Annotated in this window: 17 protein-coding genes and 1 tRNA gene; 12 read left to right on the top strand and 6 right to left on the bottom strand. The window is 66.9% G+C overall.

Going from position 1 to position 19,092, the window contains the following annotated elements; all coding sequences use genetic code 11:
• Positions 1–2 precede the first annotated feature (2 nt).
• Genes DBO33_RS02785 through DBO33_RS02775 form a run of 3 tightly spaced genes read left to right on the top strand, consistent with a single transcriptional unit; the run spans position 3 to position 3,188 of the window.
• A complete protein-coding gene (locus DBO33_RS02785) occupies positions 3–884 on the top strand; it encodes a branched-chain amino acid ABC transporter permease (RefSeq protein ID WP_107653644.1) in 882 nt (293 codons plus the stop codon).
• Positions 881–1,948, top strand: coding sequence for a branched-chain amino acid ABC transporter permease (locus DBO33_RS02780; protein ID WP_107653643.1), 1,068 nt, complete (start codon positions 881–883; stop codon positions 1,946–1,948). Before DBO33_RS02785 ends, DBO33_RS02780 begins: the two co-directional genes overlap by 4 nt.
• Positions 1,938–3,188, top strand: coding sequence for an ABC transporter substrate-binding protein (locus DBO33_RS02775; protein ID WP_107653642.1), 1,251 nt, complete (start codon positions 1,938–1,940; stop codon positions 3,186–3,188). Before DBO33_RS02780 ends, DBO33_RS02775 begins: the two co-directional genes overlap by 11 nt.
• A gap of 43 nt (positions 3,189–3,231) precedes the next feature.
• Here DBO33_RS02775 and DBO33_RS02770 read toward each other — a convergent pair.
• Both DBO33_RS02770 and DBO33_RS02765 read right to left on the bottom strand, forming a co-directional pair.
• Positions 3,232–3,316 (bottom strand) — tRNA-Ser (locus DBO33_RS02770).
• Positions 3,317–3,340: 24 nt separating this feature from the next.
• Positions 3,341–3,838, bottom strand: a complete 498-nt coding sequence (locus DBO33_RS02765) for a MarR family winged helix-turn-helix transcriptional regulator (protein ID WP_107653641.1) — start codon at positions 3,836–3,838, stop codon at positions 3,341–3,343.
• A 202-nt stretch (positions 3,839–4,040) separates the two neighbouring features.
• On the opposite strand from DBO33_RS02765, the gene DBO33_RS02760 reads away from it, so the two are divergent.
• Positions 4,041–5,030 (top strand): NAD(P)H-quinone oxidoreductase, encoded by a 990-nt coding sequence (locus DBO33_RS02760; protein WP_107659912.1) that lies wholly within the window; start codon positions 4,041–4,043, stop codon positions 5,028–5,030.
• Positions 5,031–5,192: 162 nt separating this feature from the next.
• Here DBO33_RS02760 and DBO33_RS02755 read toward each other — a convergent pair whose 3' ends face one another.
• Positions 5,193–6,395: a cysteine desulfurase-like protein gene (locus DBO33_RS02755; RefSeq protein ID WP_107659911.1), complete on the bottom strand. Its 1,203-nt coding sequence runs from the start codon at positions 6,393–6,395 to the stop codon at positions 5,193–5,195.
• Between the two features lie 251 nt (positions 6,396–6,646).
• Between DBO33_RS02755 and DBO33_RS02750 the strand changes: the two genes are divergently transcribed.
• The 6 genes from DBO33_RS02750 to DBO33_RS02725 all read left to right on the top strand — a co-directional run bounded on the left by DBO33_RS02750 (position 6,647) and on the right by DBO33_RS02725 (position 12,647).
• The gene (locus tag DBO33_RS02750) at positions 6,647–7,252 is read left to right on the top strand and encodes a bacterial proteasome activator family protein (protein ID WP_107653640.1); all 606 of its coding nucleotides are present in this window, start codon (positions 6,647–6,649) and stop codon (positions 7,250–7,252) included.
• Positions 7,253–7,448: 196 nt separating this feature from the next.
• The gene (gene wzm, locus DBO33_RS02745) at positions 7,449–8,378 is read left to right on the top strand and encodes a galactan export ABC transporter permease subunit Wzm/RfbD (RefSeq protein WP_107653639.1); all 930 of its coding nucleotides are present in this window, start codon (positions 7,449–7,451) and stop codon (positions 8,376–8,378) included.
• A 10-nt stretch (positions 8,379–8,388) separates the two neighbouring features.
• Entirely contained in the window at positions 8,389–9,228 is an 840-nt protein-coding gene (gene wzt / locus DBO33_RS02740; protein ID WP_107653638.1) for a galactan export ABC transporter ATP-binding subunit Wzt/RfbE, read from the top strand.
• A complete protein-coding gene (gene glfT1, locus DBO33_RS02735; protein ID WP_234390663.1) occupies positions 9,225–10,229 on the top strand; it encodes a galactofuranosyltransferase GlfT1 in 1,005 nt (334 codons plus the stop codon). The genes wzt and glfT1 overlap by 4 nt, the downstream gene beginning before the upstream one ends.
• A gap of 253 nt (positions 10,230–10,482) precedes the next feature.
• A complete protein-coding gene (rsgA, locus tag DBO33_RS02730) occupies positions 10,483–11,529 on the top strand; it encodes a ribosome small subunit-dependent GTPase A (protein ID WP_107653637.1) in 1,047 nt (348 codons plus the stop codon).
• Positions 11,530–11,774: 245 nt separating this feature from the next.
• Entirely contained in the window at positions 11,775–12,647 is an 873-nt protein-coding gene (locus tag DBO33_RS02725) for an SDR family oxidoreductase (RefSeq protein WP_107653636.1), read from the top strand.
• Positions 12,648–12,699: 52 nt separating this feature from the next.
• Here the strand turns inward: DBO33_RS02725 and DBO33_RS02720 are convergent, their stop codons facing one another.
• Both DBO33_RS02720 and DBO33_RS02715 read right to left on the bottom strand, forming a co-directional pair.
• Positions 12,700–14,613, bottom strand: coding sequence for a glycosyltransferase (locus DBO33_RS02720; RefSeq protein ID WP_107653635.1), 1,914 nt, complete (start codon positions 14,611–14,613; stop codon positions 12,700–12,702).
• A gap of 122 nt (positions 14,614–14,735) precedes the next feature.
• Positions 14,736–15,281, bottom strand: coding sequence for a GtrA family protein (locus DBO33_RS02715; RefSeq protein ID WP_234390662.1), 546 nt, complete (start codon positions 15,279–15,281; stop codon positions 14,736–14,738).
• A 147-nt stretch (positions 15,282–15,428) separates the two neighbouring features.
• Here DBO33_RS02715 and DBO33_RS02710 point away from each other — a divergent pair, with 147 nt between their 5' ends.
• Both DBO33_RS02710 and DBO33_RS02705 read left to right on the top strand, forming a co-directional pair.
• Positions 15,429–16,421, top strand: coding sequence for a glycosyltransferase (locus tag DBO33_RS02710; protein WP_107653634.1), 993 nt, complete (start codon positions 15,429–15,431; stop codon positions 16,419–16,421).
• On the top strand, positions 16,418–17,992 hold the full coding sequence (locus DBO33_RS02705; RefSeq protein ID WP_107653633.1) for a DUF2142 domain-containing protein: 1,575 nt from the start codon (positions 16,418–16,420) through the stop codon (positions 17,990–17,992). The genes DBO33_RS02710 and DBO33_RS02705 overlap by 4 nt, the downstream gene beginning before the upstream one ends.
• 68 nt (positions 17,993–18,060) lie before the next feature.
• Here the strand turns inward: DBO33_RS02705 and rfbB are convergent, their stop codons facing one another.
• Positions 18,061–19,074, bottom strand: a complete 1,014-nt coding sequence (gene rfbB, locus DBO33_RS02700) for a dTDP-glucose 4,6-dehydratase (protein ID WP_107653632.1) — start codon at positions 19,072–19,074, stop codon at positions 18,061–18,063.
• Positions 19,075–19,092: the final 18 nt, after the last annotated feature.

Here is a 19,092-nt window from a genome sequence, read left to right as displayed (position 1 = left end):
TCGTGGCCGAATTCCTACAGCAGATTTTCGAAGGCATCAGTTCCGGCGCGTTGTACGCCGGGCTGGCGCTGGCTTTGGTGCTGATCTACCGGTTCACCGGGATCGTGAATTTCGCGCAGGGTGAGCTGGCCATGTTCTCGGCGTTTCTCGCATGGCAGTTCATGCAGCACGGCTTTCCCTTTTGGTTGTCACTCATCGCGACACTCATCGTCTCGTTCATCGGCGGGATGCTCATTGAACGGGTGATCATCCGGCCGGTCGAGGGTGCCCCGGAATTGACGCTGGTCATCGTGACGGTGGGGTTGTTCTTCTTCATCAACGCCGCGGCGGGCTGGATCTGGTCTTTTCAGGTCAAGTCGTTCCCGAATCCGTTCCCGGACGGTGCATTACGAGCCGGTGGGGTGACCGCCGGATACGGCAACCTCGGGGTGCTCGCGGTGGTCGGCGTGGTGATGGGACTGCTGTATCTGCTGTTCCGCTACACCAAGATCGGGTTGGCGATGCGGGCGGTCGCGTGTAATCCACAGTCCGCCAGGCTCGTTGGGATCCGGGTCGGCACCGTCCTGTCGCTGGGCTGGGGGCTGGCCGCGCTGGTCGGCGCGGTGTCGGGGGTGTTGTCCGCCCCGCTGCTCTTCCTCGAACCCACCATGATGGGCGGGGTTCTCATCTACGCCTTCGCGGCGGCGACGCTCGGCGGTTTCGACAGCCCGGGCGGTGCGGTGGCGGGCGGTTTGATCGTCGGCATCGCCGAAACCCTCACCGGCGCATACGTCGACGTGATCGGGACCGAACTCAAGATCGGTGTGCCACTGGTGATCATCCTCGGCGTGCTGCTGGTCCGGCCGCAAGGCCTGTTCGGCCGGGCGGTGGTGGAGCGGGTATGAGCGACACCACCAAGCCGGTCACCGAGACGGTGACCGCCGAACCCGCTGTGCAGCAGGCTGTGCCACCACGGAAGACATCGCTGCGCGGACTCGCGGCACAACACTGGCGATGGCTCGCGGTAGCCGCGGTGATCATCCTCGCCTGCTATGCGCCGTTCCAGTTGGTGCCGTTTCGCACCTTCCAGCTCGCGATGGCGATGATCTACGCGATCGCCCTGGTGGGACTCAATCTGCTGGTGGGACATACCGGTCAGATCTCACTCGGACACGGCGCGTTCTTCGCCATCGGCGCCTACACCACCGCGGTACTGATGAACCGTTGGGACACAACGTATCTCGCGACGCTGCCGGTCGCGGCGCTGGTGGCGTTCGTGCTCGGCTTCGCGCTCGGCGTGCCCGCGCTGCGGCTGCGCGGGCTCTATCTGGCCTTGGTCACGCTGTCCATCGCGATCTTCCTGGTACCGCTGCTCAAACGGTTCGAGACACTGACCGGCGGATCCATGGGCCTGACCCTGACCAAACCGGTACCGCCGCAATGGACCGGGCTGGCCGAGGACCAGTGGCTGTACTTCCTGGCCTTGGTCACCACCGGACTGTGCTTCCTGCTCGTCGCGGGACTGCTCAGATCGCGGGTCGGCCGCGCGCTACACGCCATCCGGGACAACGAGATCGCCGCGGAGATGCTCGGCGTGCGCACGGCGTTCTACAAGACGCTCGCCTTCGCCTGGAGCGCGATGCTCGCCGGCGTCGCGGGCTGCGTCTACACCTGGGTGATCGCCTTCGTCTCCCCCGACTCGTTCGCGGTCGGGCTGTCGATCACGCTGCTGGCCGGCCTGGTCGTCGGCGGGCTCGGGGCCCAGTGGGGACCGCTGCTCGGCGGGTTGTTCGTGCTGTATGTGCCGAGCTTCGCCCAGGACATCAATCAGGCCGCACCGGGCGTCATCTTCGGACTGCTGATCATCGCGGTCATGTACCTCGCGCCGAACGGATTGGCCGGGCTCATCGGCCGGGCGGCGCGCTGGATCGAAAACCTCCTTCGGAAAGGGAAAACCCATGCGCACTAAGGCGATCCGAGCCGTGGGAGCGGCGGTGGCCGTGCTGCTCACGGCGACCGCCCGCGGTGGCCGCGGCGGAGACGGCGGCACCGTGGGACAGGGCGACTGCAAGGGGCAGCAGACCACCGGCATCACCGAGACCAGCATGAAACTCGGCGGCGTCTACCCGCTGTCCGGGCCCGCCTCCGCCTACGGCGAACTGCCCAAGGGCGTGCGCGCGTACTTCGACTACGTCAACGCCGAACAGGGCGGAGTCGACGGGCGCAAGGTCGAATTCCTGATCCGCGACGACGGTTACCAGCCGCCCAAAACGGTGGAGGAAACCCGGCGGCTGGTCGAACAGGATCAGGTGTTCGCGGTCTTCTCCACCCTGGGCACGGCGACCTCGGCGGCGGTATGGGACTACCTCAATCAGCGGAAGGTGCCGCAGGCGTTCATCGCGGGCGGTGCGACCAAATGGGGCAGCGACACCGAACACCCGTGGACCATCGGCTGGCAGCCCAGCTATAAGGCCGAGGGGCAGGCGTTCGCGCGCTACGTCCGCGAACAGCGGCCGAACGCGACCGTCGCGGTGCTCTACCAGAACGACGACTTCGGCAAGGACCTGCTGACCAGCTTCACCGAGGCCGTCGCGGGCAGCGGCATCAAGATCGTGGGTGAGCAGAGCTACGAGGTCACCGACCCGACCGTGGAACCGCAGCTGCGCAATCTCGCCAATACGAAAGCCGATGTGCTGCTGAACTTCTCGACCCCGAAGTTCGCGTCGCAGGCTTTGGCCGCCGACGCCCGCAACACCGACTGGAACCCGCTGCACATCCTCGCGCAGGTAGCGAACAGCGTCACCATGCTCAAGCAGGTCGGCTTCCAGAACGTGCAGAACGTGGTGTCGGTCGCGTTCATGAAGGACCCCGCCGACGCGCAGTGGGACGCCGACGCCGGCATGCGCACCTACCGCGACAAAGTGGCCCAGTACACCCGCGACGCCGACCCCACCAACCAGTACACGGCGGTCGGCTGGGCGATGGCGCAGACCTTCCACAAGACCATGGAAGCGGCGAAATGCCCCACCCGCGAAGGACTCCGCGACGCCATGCGGGCCCTAGACAACATCGATATCGGCCTGCTGCTGCCCGGCATCACCGTCAAGACGGGCCCCGGTGACGCGTTCCCGCTCGAAGCCATGCGGATCCAGCGGTTCGAAGGTGACCACTGGACGCTCATCGGCGACCTGATCAACACCAGCAAGTAGTCGCGCACGACCTTGACCTGCTGGTTCAGGTCAAGGTCTGTTGCGGAGACGGAGGGATTTGAACCCCCGGTCGATCTCTCGACGCTCGCTTTCAAGGCGAGTGCATTCGGCCGCTCTGCCACGTCTCCAGGACCACGATGGTAGCGGACGGGTCAGAGGGGGCGCGTTCCGATTTCCTGATCGATGCGGGCGAAGACTTCGGCGATGACCTCTAGCTGGTGCGGGGTGAGCAGGTCGACGAAGTCGCGGCGGACGGCTTCGACGTGGCCGGGAGCGGCGGCTTCGAGGCGGCGCATGCCCTCGTCGGTGAGCTCGGCGAGCACGCCGCGGCCGTCTTCCAAGCAGGTGTTGCGGCGCACCATGCGCTCGCCTTCCAGGCGCCGGATCTGATGGGTGAGGCGGCTGCGGGAGGAGAGCACGCCGTCGGCCAGTTCGCTCATCCGTAAGGCGCGCCCGGGCGCCTCCGACAGCAGGACCAGGATGCGGTACTCGGCGACGCTGAGGTCGCTGTCGCGCTGTAACTGGCGGTTCAGCGCGGTCATCAGTCGCTGGTGGCCATCCATGTAGGCCCGCCAGGCCCGTTGCTGCGCCGGGGTGAGCCACCTCGGTTCGGCCACGGGACTACTCGGTTCTGGATGCACGGTGCTCATTCTATGCCGCCCTCAACTGCGGAAATTCCCTGTGGGGAAAGATGTATCGCTCAGTGGACAGTCTCGCTCAGTGATCTCGCCGGCTCGGCGCGGTTCGCGAAACCGCGAGAATGCGCTTGTGGTTGCCTGAGCCAACCGTTACCGCGACCGGTCGCGAGGGGCCCGCGGTTCGGGACGGTGCGGACGGGGCACTATGGAACCTGTGCGTGCTATCGAGTTGAACGGATTCGGCGGGCCCGAGGTAATGACGTGGGGCGAGGCGGCAGATCCCGCGCCCGGCCACGGTGAGGTGCTGATCCAGGTGGCGGCGGCCGGGGTGAACCGCGCCGACCTGATGCAGCGCCAAGGGTTTTACCCGCCGCCGCCGGGTGCCAGCGAGGTGCTCGGTCTCGAATGCTCCGGCGTCATCGCGGAGCTCGGTGACGGTGTGCACGACTGGCAGGTCGGCGATCGGGTGTGCGCGTTGCTGTCCGGCGGCGGGTACGCCGAAAAGGTGGTCGCACCAGCCGCACAACTGCTGCCGGTGCCCGACGGGCTGGATCTCGGCGCGGCCGCCGGGCTGCCCGAGGTGGCGGCGACGGTGTGGTCGAACCTGGTCATGACCGCCGGGCTGCAATCGGGTCAGCTGGTGTTGATCCACGGTGGTGGCAGCGGGATCGGCACGCATGCGATCCAGGTGGCACGCAGTCTCGGCGCGCGGGTCGCGGTCACCGCGGGGTCGGCCGACAAGCTGCAGCGGTGCAAGGAACTCGGCGCGAGCGTGCTGATCAATTACCGGGACGACGATTTCGTCGCCGCGGTGCGGGCCGACGGCACGGGCGCCGACGTCATCCTGGACAACATGGGCGCGGCCTATCTGGCCCGCAATGTCGAGGCCCTGGCGAATTTCGGGCACCTGGTGGTGATCGGCATGCAGGGCGGGGTCGGCGGCGAGCTGAATCTCGGTGCGCTGCTGCGGAAATGGGGCACGGTGCACGCCACCAATGTGCGCAACCGGCCGGCCACCGGCCACGGCAGCAAGGCTGAGATCATCGCCGAGGTGCGCCGGCAGCTGTGGCCGTTGGTCGCCGACGGCACCGTCGCGCCGGTGATCCACGCGGAACTGTCGATCAGTGAAGCGGGCGAGGCGCATCGGATGCTGGAATCCGGTGACGCCTTCGGCAAGGTCGTGCTGCAGGTACAGGACCTCTGAGCTCGTACGGGATTGCCGCTCACGTCAGCGACTGACGCGGCTGCGTGCACCTCGCGGACGAATTGCCATGGCGCGCAGCGGTTGCCGGCGAATTCGGGCGCGTGAGCTGCCAGCGAATACGGGCGCGGGGAGCTGATCGGAGCGCGAGAAAACGGCGCTCGACTACTCCATGGCCGCGAGCGCGCGGCCGAGCTGGTCGATCTCGAACTTGGTGGTGTAGGGCGCCAGGCCGATGGTGACCGCGCCGCCTTCGTCGTTCACGCCGAGGGCGTCGAGCAGCCGGCTGCCGCCGTGCACGCCGCTGAGGGTGCCGATGCGGTTGTCGGCGAGCTTGGCGGCGACCTTCTCGGCCTGCATGCCCGCGAGAGTGAAACTGACGGTGGGGATTCGGGTGGAGGCCCGGCCGATCACGGTCAGGTTCGGGATCTTGTCCAGCACATCCATCAGGTGCTCGAACAGCTGATCGTGGTAGTCCTGCAGCGAGGTGATCGACATTTCCAGGCGCTGGCGGCGGCTGCCCCGGGCCCGCTCGTCGAGGCCGGCCAGGAAGTCGATCGAGGTGGTCAGCCCGGCGAGCAGGGCGTATTGGTGTCCGCCGACCTCGAGCCGCTCGGCGCCCTTCGCGTAGGGGTTCAACGACATCGACGGAATTCGGTCCAAGAAGGCCGGATCGCGGAACACCAGCGCGCCGATCTGCGGACCGCCCCAGGCGGGTGCGCTGAGCGCGACCACGTCGGCGTTGAGTTCGTCGATGTCGATGAGCGCGTAGGGCGCCGCGCCGAACGCGTCCGCGACGAGCAGTCCGCCGACCTCGTGCACCCGGTCCGCGGCCACCCGGACCGCGGGGGCGGAGCCGACGATCGGCGAGGCGGCGGTGAGCGCGACCAGCCGCGCGGTGGGCCCGATCAACTCCTCGAACTGCCACGACGGCATCTCGCAGGTCTCGATCTCCACCTCGGCCCAGCGCACGTGCGCGCCGTAGCGATTGGCGATGCGCAACCACGGCGCGACATTCGCCTCGTCGTCCAGCCGGGACAAGACGATGCCGGTGCCGAGCCCGAGCCGCGAGCTCAAGGATTCGGCCAGCCAGGCGAGCAGCACGGCCCGATCCGGGCCGAGCACAACGCCCGCCGGATCGCCGCCCACCAGATCCGCCACCGCCTCGCGGGCCGCATCCAGAATGGCGGCGCTACGCACCGCTGCACCATTGCGACCGATATGCGAAAAAGAGGAAGTTCGGAATCCCGTTGAGACGGCGCGAGATACCGCATCGGGCACCAGCATGCCCGCCTGCGGGTCGAGATGGATCCAGCCGTCGCCGAGGGACGGTATCAGGCCCCGAACCCTCGCGACGTCGTAAGTCATGTTGGCCACTCTAAGGGCAGCGGGCGAGCCTGTGTAACCGTGTTCCCCTCCGCTTCATAGCGGGGGCACAGCGACCTGGGACTCAGCATGGCAACCGACTTTCAGCAAATCCGAACCACACGACCCGAACAGAATAGAACGCCGCCCCGCGCCTATGACGAGGACCGGGCAACCTGGTCGCAGCCGGTTATCCGCAGGCGGCGTGAACACCGGCTTAGCGCGTTCGGGAACGACGCGACATGATAGGGACCATGACGCAATCGGATGAGGCCCCGGACCACATCGTCGTAGTCGGGCCCGACGGCCGCCCGTTGGTCATCCCAGCGGAGGCCGCGGACGACGCGCCCTTCACCGCGCAGGTGGTGACCGACGAAGACAAGAAGGACAAGTCGGACGACCGGGACGATTCGGGTGAATCGCTCGCCGACATGGTCGAGCAGCCCGCGAAGGTCATGCGCATCGGCACCATGATCAAGCAGCTGCTGGAAGAGGTGCGCGCGGCTCCGCTCGACGACGCCAGCCGCAGCAGGCTGAAGGAGATCCACAAGTCGTCGGTGCGCGAACTGGAGCAGGGCCTGGCCCCGGAACTGCGCGACGAACTCGAGCGGCTCACGCTGCCGTTCACCGACGACGCCATTCCGTCCGACGCGGAACTGCGGATCGCGCAGGCTCAGCTGGTCGGCTGGCTGGAGGGCCTGTTCCACGGCATCCAGACCGCGCTGTTCGCGCAGCAGATGGCCGCACGGGCGCAACTCGAGCAGATGCGCCAGGGCGCGCTACCGCCCGGCATCCACGCGAGCGACCCCCGCGGCGGCCCGGCCAATCACGTGACCGGCGGTTCCGGGCAGTATCTGTGAGGCGCTGACCCGCGTGTGCCACGCGGGTCGGTAGGAATGTCCAAGGGTAGTGTCGAGCACCGTGCCCGCCGCTGCCGCTCGCCCCGACTCGGAACAGAGTCCGGGGCGTCCTGAAGAGAGCTCAGTGCGTTCAGATGACAGCCAAGTGCGTTCAGATGACTCCGTGCGTTCGGAGGAGGATTCCTCCGGCGACAGCATGGTGCGCTCCGATGACGGCGCGGCGGAAGAGGATCCGGTGAGTCCCGCCGAGACCTCGGCCGCGCCCGAGCAGACGGCCGAGCCGGTGGACACCGAGCCGATCGCCTCGGATTCGCAGACCCTGCAGCGGGCGTTCAAGGATTTCCGCGTCGGTTTCGGCCAGCGGGAACTGTGGTTGTCGCTCGGCTGGCAGGACATCAAGCAGCGGTACCGGCGCTCGGTGCTCGGCCCGTTCTGGATCACCATCGCCACCGGCGTCCAGGCGGCCGCGATCGGGCTGCTCTACGCGGCGCTGCTGAATCAGCCGATCAAGGACTATCTGCCTTATGTAGCGATCGGCATCATCGTCTGGAATGTGATCAACGCGAGCATCCTCGAGGGCGCCGATGTTTTCATCGCCAACGAGGGGCTGATCAAACAGTTGCCCTCGGCGCTGAGCGTGCACGTCTATCGCCTGGTCTGGCGGCAGTTGTTGTTCTTCGCGCACAACATGCTGATCTATGTCGTGGTGCTCATCGCGTTCGGGGTGTGGGAGAAACTGCACTGGACCGCGCTGTTCGCTATTCCCGCGCTCGGGCTGCTGTTCCTGAACGCGATGTGGGTGTCGATCGTGTTCGGCATCTTCAGCACCCGCTACCGCGATATCGCGCCGATCCTCGGCAGCCTCACGCTGATGCTGTTCGTGCTGACGCCGGTGATGTGGAATACCAAGAGTCTCGAGGCGCAGGGCGGCCAGGTCAGCGAACGCGCGAAATTGGCCGAGCTGGTCCCGACGTTCCACTATCTGGAGATCATCCGCGCGCCACTGCTCGGCGACGATCAGCATCTGTATCACTGGGGCATCGTCGGCGCCATCACCGTGGTCGGCTGGCTCGTCGCGATCTACGCGATGAAGCAGTTCCGCTCGCGCGTGCCGTACTGGGTTTAGGAGGGCATCGATGACCGACCATGTGAGTATCGAAACCCGCCAGGCCTGGGTCGAATTCCCGATCTTCGACGCCAAATCGCGGTCGCTGAAGAAGGCGTTCCTCGGCAAGGCGGGCGGCGCGATCGGGCGCAACCAATCCGATGTGGTGGTGGTCGAGGCGCTGCGCGACATCACCCTGTCGCTGCAGGAAGGCGACAAGGTCGGCTTGGTCGGGCACAACGGCGCGGGTAAATCCACGCTGCTGCGGCTGCTTTCGGGCATCTACGAGCCGTCGCGCGGCAGTGCGCGCATCCGCGGCCGGGTGGCGCCGGTGTTCGACCTCGGCGTCGGCATGGACCCGGAGATCTCGGGCTACGAGAACATCATCATCCGCGGGCTGTTCCTCGGGCAGACGCGAAAGTCGATGCTGGCCAAGATCGATGAGATCGCCGACTTCACCGAGCTCGGCGAATACCTGTCCATGCCGCTGCGCACCTACTCCACCGGTATGCGCGTTCGCCTGGCGATGGGTGTGGTGACCTCGATCGACCCGGAGATCCTGCTGCTGGACGAGGGCATCGGCGCGGTGGACGCCGAATTCATGAAGAAAGCCCGGCTGCGTCTGCAGAAATTGGTGGCCCGATCGGGCATCCTGGTATTCGCCAGCCATTCCAACGAATTTCTCGCGCAACTCTGCGACTCCGCGTTGTGGATCGATCACGGACAGATCCGCCTGCGTGGCGGTATCGAAGAAGTGGTGCGAGCCTACGAGGGTCCGGACGCGGGAAACCACGTCGCGACCGTGCTGCGCGAATTGGAAGCCGAAAAGACCATGGACACCGAACGAGAACTGGAGCGGAACCAGGCATGAGTGAGCCGACCGGGCAGGACACCCCGATCGAGAAAGGGGCATCTGCTCCGGTCGACGCCACCACAGCGCCGGTGCGCGCGAGCGGCGCCGTCGGCACCGGCCCCGACGCGCGGATCGTGGCGATCGTGGTCACGCACAAGCGTCGCGAACTGCTCGCCGAGTCGCTCAAAGTCATTGCCTCCCAGTCGCGCCCGGTCGATCACCTGATCGTGGTGGACAACGCCAACGAGTCCGAGGTCGCGGACCTGGTCCGGGACCAGCCGATCGAGACCACCTACCTCGGTTCGGCGCACAACCTCGGCGGCGCGGGCGGTTTCGCACTCGGCATGCTGCACGCGCTGAGCCTCGGCGCGGACTGGGTCTGGCTGGCCGACGACGACGGCCGCCCCGAAGGCCCGGAAGTCCTTGCCATCCTGCTGGATTGCGCGAAACGGCACGGCCTGGTCGAGGTGTCGCCGGTGGTCTGCGACATCAACGAGCCCGACCAGCTCGCCTTCCCGCTGCGCCGCGGCGTGGTGTGGCGGCGGTTGCGTTCCGAACTCGGCGACGAGGACTTCCTGCCCGGCATCGCTTCGCTGTTCAACGGCGCGCTCATCTCAGCCAAGGCCGTCGACGTGATCGGCGTGCCCGACCTGCGCCTGTTCGTGCGCGGCGACGAGGTCGAGGTGCATCGCAGGCTGGTCCGCTCGGGGCTGCCCTTCGGCACCTGTCTGCAGACCGCGTACCTGCATCCGAATGGTGCCGCGGAATTCAAGCCGATCCTGGGCGGCCGGATGCATACCCAGTACCCCGACGATCCGGTGAAGCGCTATTTCACCTACCGGAACCGGGGCTACCTGATGTCGCAGCCCGGTATGCGGAAGCTGCTGCCGCAGGAATGGATTCGTTTCTCCTGGTTCTTCCTGGTCACCCGCCGCGACCCGGCGGGCCTGCGCGAATGGTTCCATCTGCGCTCGCTCGGCCGCCACGAGCAGTTCGGCAAACCCGACGAGCGTCCCTGAACCTGCGCGCTGCCAGGCTGCGCGCACTAGGGCAGTCGGAACCCGGCAATAAATGAGTTGCGTGGGGTGTCGAGCCATGTCAATGTTGGGCAACTGCGAGTGAGGCGAGGAGGTGTGGACCGTGGCTAGGAGCTTGCGGATTGTCGTGTTCGGACGAGCTGTGCCTGCGCACGCCGCCACACGAAACGCCCCCTCATTCTTCAGTCACTGAGTCCGCGTTGGGCTCGGTGCCCAGCGAAAGATTCCCTCCATCATGGTCGAGAACGACCTTCTTGTCCCTTACGGCTGGACCGAAGCCGTAGCCGATGAATACGCCTCGCTGATCGAGGAAGGCTGTGTGCCCGCCCGGGTGGTCCGGATGGACCGCAGCGAATGTGATGTCGCGACCCCCACCGGAGCGGCCAGAGCCAAGTGTCCGCGCGCCGATGCCGAGGTCAGCGGGCTCTGCACCGGCGACTGGGTGACGATCGATGCCGAATCAGTGGTGCGGCAGCTGCTGCCACGACGGTCGGCGATCATGCGATCGTCGGTATCCGGACGCTCGCAAGGACAGGTGCTCGCCACCAATGTCGACACGGTGCTGATCTGCACGGCGGCCGACGGGGACGTCGACCTCGGGCGGATCGAGCGGATGCTCGCGCTGGCCTGGGAAAGCAACGCCCAGCCCATCGTGGTGCTCACCAAAGCCGATGCGGCAGAGGATATTCCGCTAGACGATGTGCGGGCCGTCGCACCCGGCGCCGCGGTGGCCGCGGTGAGCGCGAACAGCGGCGCCGGCCTGGATGTGCTCGCCGCGATGCTCGACGGCACGGTCGCGCTGATCGGACCGTCCGGCGCGGGGAAATCCACCCTCGCCAATGCCCTGCTCGGGCAGGAAGTGTTCGCCACCAACGCCGTTCGCGCCGCGGACAAGAAGGGCAGGCACACGACGGTGCATCGGGAACTGCGGCCGCTGCCCAACGGCGGCACGCTGATCGATACCCCGGGGCTGCGCGGGATCGGGCTGTGGGACGCCGCCGAAGGCCTCGAGAAGACCTTCAGCGACATCGAATCCCTCGCCGCCCGATGCCGATTCGGCGACTGCGCGCACAACGGCGAACCCGGCTGTGCCGTGCTCGAAGCCATCGACAACGGCGAACTCCCGCAGCGGCGCTTCGACAGCTACCGCAAGCTGGCCAAGGAGAACGCCTGGATGGCGGCGCGCACCGACAAACGCCTGCAGGCCGAACGCGACCGGCATTGGCGCGGCGTCATCAAACAGCAGCGGCAGGGCTACAAGGAACGAGGTTCTCGCCGCTAGCAGGCCGCCGGGGTGGTGGTGCAGTCGGCGACCAGCACCCCCACCCCGGCACACCGCCGCCTGCCCTGTCCCGAGTCGGTACCTGATCACGGGACCGCGGCTCCGTGCGGGCACTCCATCGAATTCCTCGACCCGCTCAGCCTGCTATGCAACTGGTTGCATATGACGAGGGTTTACGCTTAGTGTGCACACGGTGGACGGCTGCGGGGTCTCCCCCTGCGGCGCTGACGACAGGAGCAGGTCAAATGACGGAACCGGGATCCAAGCCGCTCGCGGGTAGAACGCTGATCATGTCGGGGGGCAGCCGCGGCATCGGTCTGGAAATCGCCAAGCGGGCAGCGGCCGACGGCGCGAACATCACCCTGATCGCCAAGACCGATCTGCCGCACCCGAAGCTCCCCGGCACCATCCACACCGCGGCGGCCGAACTCGAGGCGGCCGGCGCGCAGGTGCTGCCGTTCGTCGGCGATGTGCGCATCGACGATTCGGTAGCCGAGGCCGTGCGGCAGACGGTCGAGCGCTTCGGCGGCATCGACATCGTGGTGAACAACGCCTCGGCCATCGATCTGTCGCCCACCGACGCGCTGCCGATGAAGAAATACGACCTGATGCAGGACATCAACACCCGCGGCAGCTTTTTGCTGTCCAAATTGAGCATCCCGCATCTGCGCGCCTCGGCCGCGGCCGACCGCAACCCGCACATCCTCACCCTCTCCCCGCCGCTCAATCTCGACCCGCGGTGGGCAGGTATGGCGCTGGGTTACACCATCGCCAAGTACGGAATGTCGCTCACCACACTGGGTTTGGCGGAGGAGCTGAAGGGCGACGGGATCGGCGTCAACTCGCTGTGGCCGCGCACCACCATCGCCACCGCCGCAGTGAAGAACCTGCTCGGCGGCGAGGAAATGATCGCCACCTCGCGCACCCCGGACATCTACGCCGACGCCGCCTACCTGGTGCTCACCTCACCGGCCAAGTCGACCTCCGGCAACTTCTTCATCGATGACGATGTCCTTGCCGCGCATGGCATCACGGATCTGGAGAAGTACCGCGTGATCCCCGGCGACGGCCCGCTCACCACCGACCTGTTCTTGACCGACTCGCCGCTCGGCAGGTAGCACGGAAGCAGGGGACGGGCCAGGCCCGTCCCCTGCTCATATCCGTGCCAGATCAGCTGTCTTGCTTGGCATTCGCGATGCCGTACAGCCGCTCCCAGTTGGCGCGGCTGGTCAGCTCGGGCACCGCGGCCCGGTATTCCCGCTGCAGGGCGGGCAGCTCGTTGCGCAGCCTGCGCAGCACGTGAATGGTGCGGCGCAGCAGCTGACGCGCCCGCGCCTTGTCCCGCTGACGGACGCGAACACCGGACTGCGAGGCGTCGGTGACCACCACGTGGTCGAACAGCGAAACATGCCACCAGTACGCGTCTTCGCGGGTGACGCCGATGACGCCGTGCTGGGTGCGACCGAACCACTGGTTGACGGCGCGCTTGATCAGCACGAGCATCGGACGGCTCGGTTCGCCGGTGGCGCGGCGCAATTGGATGTCACCGGAGCGCACCGGCGGCGTCGCGGCCGGATGCTTGATCGTCTCCGGGTAGTCGGCCCGGCTGCCGCGGGCGGCGGCCAGCGCGGCGATACCGCCGTCCTGCAGCACCTTCGGGCCCTTCAGGAAGTCCTCGATACCCTGCAGGGTGGTGTGCACCAGGCCGTACTGCATCGCGACCAGCTGTTCGGCCAGCTCACGGAACAGCTTGCGGGTGATCGCCTTTCCGTCGAGATCGGTGTGCAGCGAGCCGACGATCAACGAGTTGCGCGTGCTGAAGTAGCGCGCCCAGTCGTCGTAGTCCTTCCAGTAGAAGTCCGCGTGCCACACCGCGGCGTTCGGCAGGGTGACCGTGACGAAACCGTTCTCGCGGGCGCGGATGCCGTATTCGACGTCGTCCCACTGGAAGAAGATCGGCACGGGCAGTCCGATCTTGGCGACCACCTCGGCCGGGATCAGGCAGGTCCACCACGCGTTGTACCCGGCGTCGACGCGACGCTCCTGGTTGCGCTTGAGCATGCTGGTGTTGCGCAACGCCTTCGGCACCTTCTGGCCGTGCCGCAGCTGCTGCAGATGCACCTCTTCGGCGCCGACGTTGAGGTAATCGGGGTTGAGCAGGAACAGCATCTGCGCGCCGACCAGGGTCGGTTCCACCGTCATGTTGGCGAAGGCGTTGAGCCGCAACACCGTTTCCGGTTCGCACAGGATGTCGTCGTCCATCAGGATCACGTCGGCGTGCTCGTTCGCCGCGGACACCTCGTAGAGCCCGCGCGTGAAGCCGCCCGCCCCACCTAGATTCGGCTGGCGCAGGTAGCGCAGCTTGTCGCCGAACACCGGAACGACCTCTTGGTACAGCGGCCGGTCCTGCACCAGGTCGGTGCCCTGGTCCACCACATACACCGCGTCGATCGCGCCGAGCACGACCTCGTCGGAGGCCAGCGCCGCGACGGTGTGCGCGCAGTCCTCGGCCCGGTTGAAGGTGCAGATGGCGATCGCGACGGGCCGGATGTGGTCCGGTGCCGCGGTGGTCCAGCTGACCTCGGTGATGCCGAGGTCGCCGCCGATGGCGTCGAATTCGAGCCAGATCGCCCCGCCGTCGACGTACTGATCCAGCGGCGCGGTGAGCGTCAGCGGGCCGCTCTCGGTGACCTGCGCGGTGTCGATGATCCGGCGGTGCCCCGCGATATCGGAGGCGACCAGCCGGATCCTGGCCTTCTTGGTCACGTCGAGCACCATGGCCACCCGCACCTCGGTGACGGTGGTCCAGCGCTGCCAGTAGCTCGCGGCGAATCGGCCGAAGTAGGTGTTGGTGTGCGCGGCCGCGCCCTTTTCCAGCCGCAGCACCTGGCGTTCCCGATGCGCGCGACCCTTGACGACGGCATACAGCTCGTCGCTCACCTTCGCCGAGGGACCGGTGAAGATGCCGCGCTGCAACACCAGCCGATCCGGCGCCCGGTGGTCGGAGCGCAGCGAGGCAGGCGCGACAACGGCCGGCGCTCGATCGTTCGTTTCGGTAACGGCCTGGGTAGCCGACTGATCCATGAAGTCCTCGAAATCGTTATCGTGCCGGACGGGACAGACTGCCCCTGGATGCCGTTCGCGGCGGGGGTGAGGATATCAACCACCGTAGCGAGCTGCCTGCTCAGCCGTGGTGCCGCCGTGTCCTATTTCGATTGCTGAACGTTCGCTGTTCCGTCGGTGCCTGCCTCGTCGCCGCGCTCGCGCGCGCCGGTGAAGACGAATTTGTCGTAGGCCCAATATCGGAAGATCACCGCCACCATCTGGCCGATGAGCGTGCCGGAGATGTTGTCCGAGAGCGGCGAGGACAGGTCGAGCACGTACCGGGAGAAACCGAGGCACCCCAGTTGCAGGCCGATCGCGACGACATTGAAGACGGCATAGAGAAGGTATTCGCGCCCCGGGTTGTCGGTCTTCTTGTGCGCGAAGGTCCACCACTTGTTGCCGAAATAGGTGACCACCGTGGCCACCGCGATCGCAATGATCTTGGCGGGCAGCGGGTAGTGATAAAGCATGCCCTCGCCGCCCCAGAACACCAGGAGGTTGTAGGTGCCCGCGTCGACGAGGAAGCCGATCGCCCCGACCACCAGGAACGCGCTGCCCTGCCGCAGCGCGGCGAGCACCTTCCCGACGATCGATGCCTCGGCGGGCACGGTCTCGCCCGCCCGCGCGGTCGATTCACTGGTTGGCACGGCCCGACGGTACCGCAGCCCCGGCGCGCCGTGGCGCGAGGCGAAATTCCCCTGTCGGCGCGCTGAGGTCGGCCACACGTCCGCAGTGAGTTCCCTGTACCCTCCCGGTGTTCCCACATTCACCACCGATCGCGAGGATTGACCCGGGTGGACTCCACCGAGCTTCGAATTGCCGCCGTGGTGCCGTGCCACAACGAGGAGGCGTCCGTCGCCAAGGTCGTGGCCGACCTGCTGGCCGCCGTGCCGGGAATCGTCGTCTATGTCTACGACAACCTGAGCACGGACAAGACGGCCGAACGCGCCCGCGAGGCCGGTGCGATCGTGCGCCACGAATACACCAAGGGCAAGGGCAATGTGGTGCGCCGCGCCTTCGCCGACATCGAGGCCGACGTCTATCTGATGATCGACGGCGACGACACCTACGAGGCGTCGGCCGCGCCGCTGATGATCAAGACCCTGCTCGACGGTCCGTACGACCACGTGCTCGGCGTCCGCAGGCAGGACGAGAGCGGATCGGCGTACCGCGCGGGCCACGAGACCGGTAACAAGGTGCTCAACGGCGTGGTCGGCAAGGTGTTCGGCGAGAACGTCGAAGACATGCTGAGCGGCTTCCGGGTGTTCTCCCGCCGGTTCGTGAAGAGCTTCCCCGCCGTGTCGCGCGAGTTCGAGATCGAGACCGAGCTGACGGTGCACTCGCTGCACCTGCGGGTGCCGCGGACCGCGGTGCCGGTCGGTTTCCGCGACCGCCCCGCGGGCAGTGAGAGCAAGCTGCGCACCTATCACGACGGATTCAAGATCCTGGCGCTGATCATCGGCCTGGCCAGGCACGAACGCCCGGTCGCGTTCTACGGCCTGTTCGGCACGCTGAGCTGGCTGGTGTCCATCATTCTGAGCGTCCCGATCGTGGTCGAGTTCTACAACACCGGTGAGGTGCCCCGTTTCCCGACGCTGTTCCTCGCCTTCACCTTGCTGTTGCTCGGCAGCCTGGCCTGGACCGCGGGCCTGATCCTGGACGGCATCCGGCGCTCGCGGCACGAGGCCGCGCGACTGGTGTACCTGCGCTACTCCGCCGTGAGCGCGGACGAGCACCGGCCCAACGGCAACGGCGGTGACGCCCGCACCGGCGGAGCAGGACTGTGACCACCGCGGCGGAGGACACCGAATCGAATTCGACCCGGGCGCTGGACGAATCGGCTCCTGAATCGACCAATGGATCCACGAAGACCACGACGGTCGAAGCACCGGCGAAGTCCGGGTCGGCTCGTGACTTCGGCGCGCGGATCGTGACGCGCCTCGGCGGGGCAACGGTCGCGTTCACCGTGCTCGTCGCGATCTTCGGCGGGCTGTTCACCGTTCTCACGCCGCCCTTCTGGGGCCACGACGAGATCACCCAGTTCGGCCGCGCCTACCAGGTCGCGCACGGTGGCTTGTTGCCGCAGCAGATTCACGACACGCGCGGTGTCGCCTACGGCGGCGATGTGCCGAAAAGCATCACCGCCGTAATGGGTTACGCGCTGCGCGACTACACGACCAATCCCGAAGAGCCGGGCTCGATGGTCGAGGACCCGGGCGCCTACGACCGGCTCGGCGGCGCCGCAGTCTCCGACGCGACCGAGCCGGTCTGGTTCACCAACACCGCCGCCTACTCGCCGGTGCCGTATATCCCTGCCGCCGTGGGTATTCGGCTGGCCGAGCTGTTCGGGCTCGATGTCGGCGGGATGATCGCGCTGACCAGGCTCGCCGGGCTGCTCGCCTACCTCGCGGTGGTCGGCTTCGGCCTGTACGCGCTGCGCAAGCATCGGGTGCAGTGGCTGGCGTTCACCGTCGCGGTGCTGCCGATCGCGGTGTTCCAGGCGGGCACCGTCACGGCGGACACCATGACCAACGCGCTGGCCATCATGGTGTCGGCGCTGCTGGTCAAGGCGCTGTTCCTCGGCGACCGGCTCGGTCGCGTGGAAACCGGTGCGCTGCTTGCCGCGACGATTCTGCTGCCGGTGAGCAAGCCGACCTATGTGCTGCTCGCGATGCTGGTGGTGCTGGTGCCGGCGGACCGGCTCGGCTTCACCGGTTGGCGGCGCTGGATTCCGTGGGCCTTCGCGGCCGCGGGCGGTCTGGTCTTCGCCGTGTGGATGAAGATCGCGGCGCCCACCGGCGACGGCATGGGCCTGATGCGGCCCGAGCACCAGTGGCGCTCGGTGCAGCCGGGCGAGCAGCTGCGCGGAATTCTCACCGATCCAGGGCATTTCATCTCCGTGTTCGGCGAGAGCATCGCACTGCGCGACCAACGGTGGTTCAGCCAGTTCTTCGGTGAACTGGGTTTCGCCTACATCGACGTCCCCGCGTTGACCATGCTGGCCTGCCTGTTCGCGTTCGCGGTGAGCATCGGTGTCGCGGATCGACTGAGCGCGGCCACCTTCCGCCGCACCCTGCTCGTCGCGCTGACCGTGGCGGCCAGCGTCGCGATGATCTACGTGACGCTGTATATGTCGTTCACGCCGGTCGGTTACTACATCATCGACGGTGTGCAGGGCCGCTACTTCGTGCCGCTGGCGATCGTCGCCTTCGCGGTATTGCTGCGCTGGATGCCGTTGCGGCTCACCAACATCGCGGGCCGCACGCCGACCGTCGGCCCCGCCGTCACCATCATCGTCGCCACCGTCATCGCCCTGATCGGCGCGGTCTGGAAGTACTACGACATCGTCTGGGGCTGAGCTGCACCATATTTCCCGCACCTGGAATCGCAGGTGATTCTCGGTGCGGGAAATCGAAAGGTGTGCGGCTAGTCGGCGGCGGTGAGAGTCTGCTCGCCCGCCGCGACGTAGGCGCGCTCGGTGATGGCTTTGTCAGGACGCCACCAGGATTCGTTGTCGCGGTACCACTGGACGGTCGCCGCGAGGCCCGCGCGGAAGTCGGCGTAGCGCGGGGTCCAGCCGAGTTCGGTGCGCAGCAGCGTCGCGTCGATGGCGTAGCGCTGGTCGTGGCCCGGTCGATCGGTGACGTGGTCGAAGTCGTCCGGGTCGCGGTCGAAGGCCTGCAGGATCATCCGCACCACGGACTTGTTGTCCAGTTCGCCGTCGGCGCCGATCAGGTAGGTCTGTCCGATCCGGCCGCGCTCCAGGATGTCCCATACGGCCCGGTTGTGGTCGTCGACGTGGATCCAGTCGCGCACCTGATGGCCGGCGCCGTAGAGGCGGGGCCGGACGCCATCGATCAAATTGGTGATCTGGCGCGGGATGAACTTCTCCACATGTTGGTACGGACCGTAGTTGTTGCTGCAGTTCGACAGGGTGGCACGGACGCCGAACGAGCGGGTCCAGGCGCGCACCAGCAGATCACTGGACGCCTTGGTGGCCGAGTACGGGCTCGACGGGTTGTACGGAGTGCGTTCGGTGAACGCGGGCTCGTCGGGCGTGAGATCGCCGTAGACCTCGTCGGTGGAGACGTGGTGGTAGCGCACGTCGTAGCGGCGCACAGCCTGCAGCAGTGAATAAGTGCCGATGATATTCGTCTGCACGAACGGCCACGGCTCGGCCAGCGAGTTGTCGTTGTGCGATTCGGCGGCGAAATGCACCACCGCGTCGACACCGCTGACCAGTTCGTCGACCAGATCGAGGTCGGCGATATCGCCGTGCACGAAATCGATCCGATCGGCCACCGGGTCCAGCGAGGCACGATTTCCCGCGTAGGTCAGTGCGTCGAGCACCGTTACGGTGGTATCGGGACGGTCGGCAACGGTCTGCTTGACGAAGTTGGCTCCGATGAATCCGGCTCCGCCGGTGACAAGCAAGCGCACCCCATGACCTTACTTCCA

Source organism: Nocardia suismassiliense (genome assembly GCF_900269665.1).
Taxonomy (GTDB): Bacteria; Actinomycetota; Actinomycetes; order Mycobacteriales; family Mycobacteriaceae; genus Nocardia; species Nocardia suismassiliense.
The sequence above is the reverse complement of the archived record's forward strand: the minus strand, read 5'-3'. Positions and strand labels throughout refer to the sequence as shown.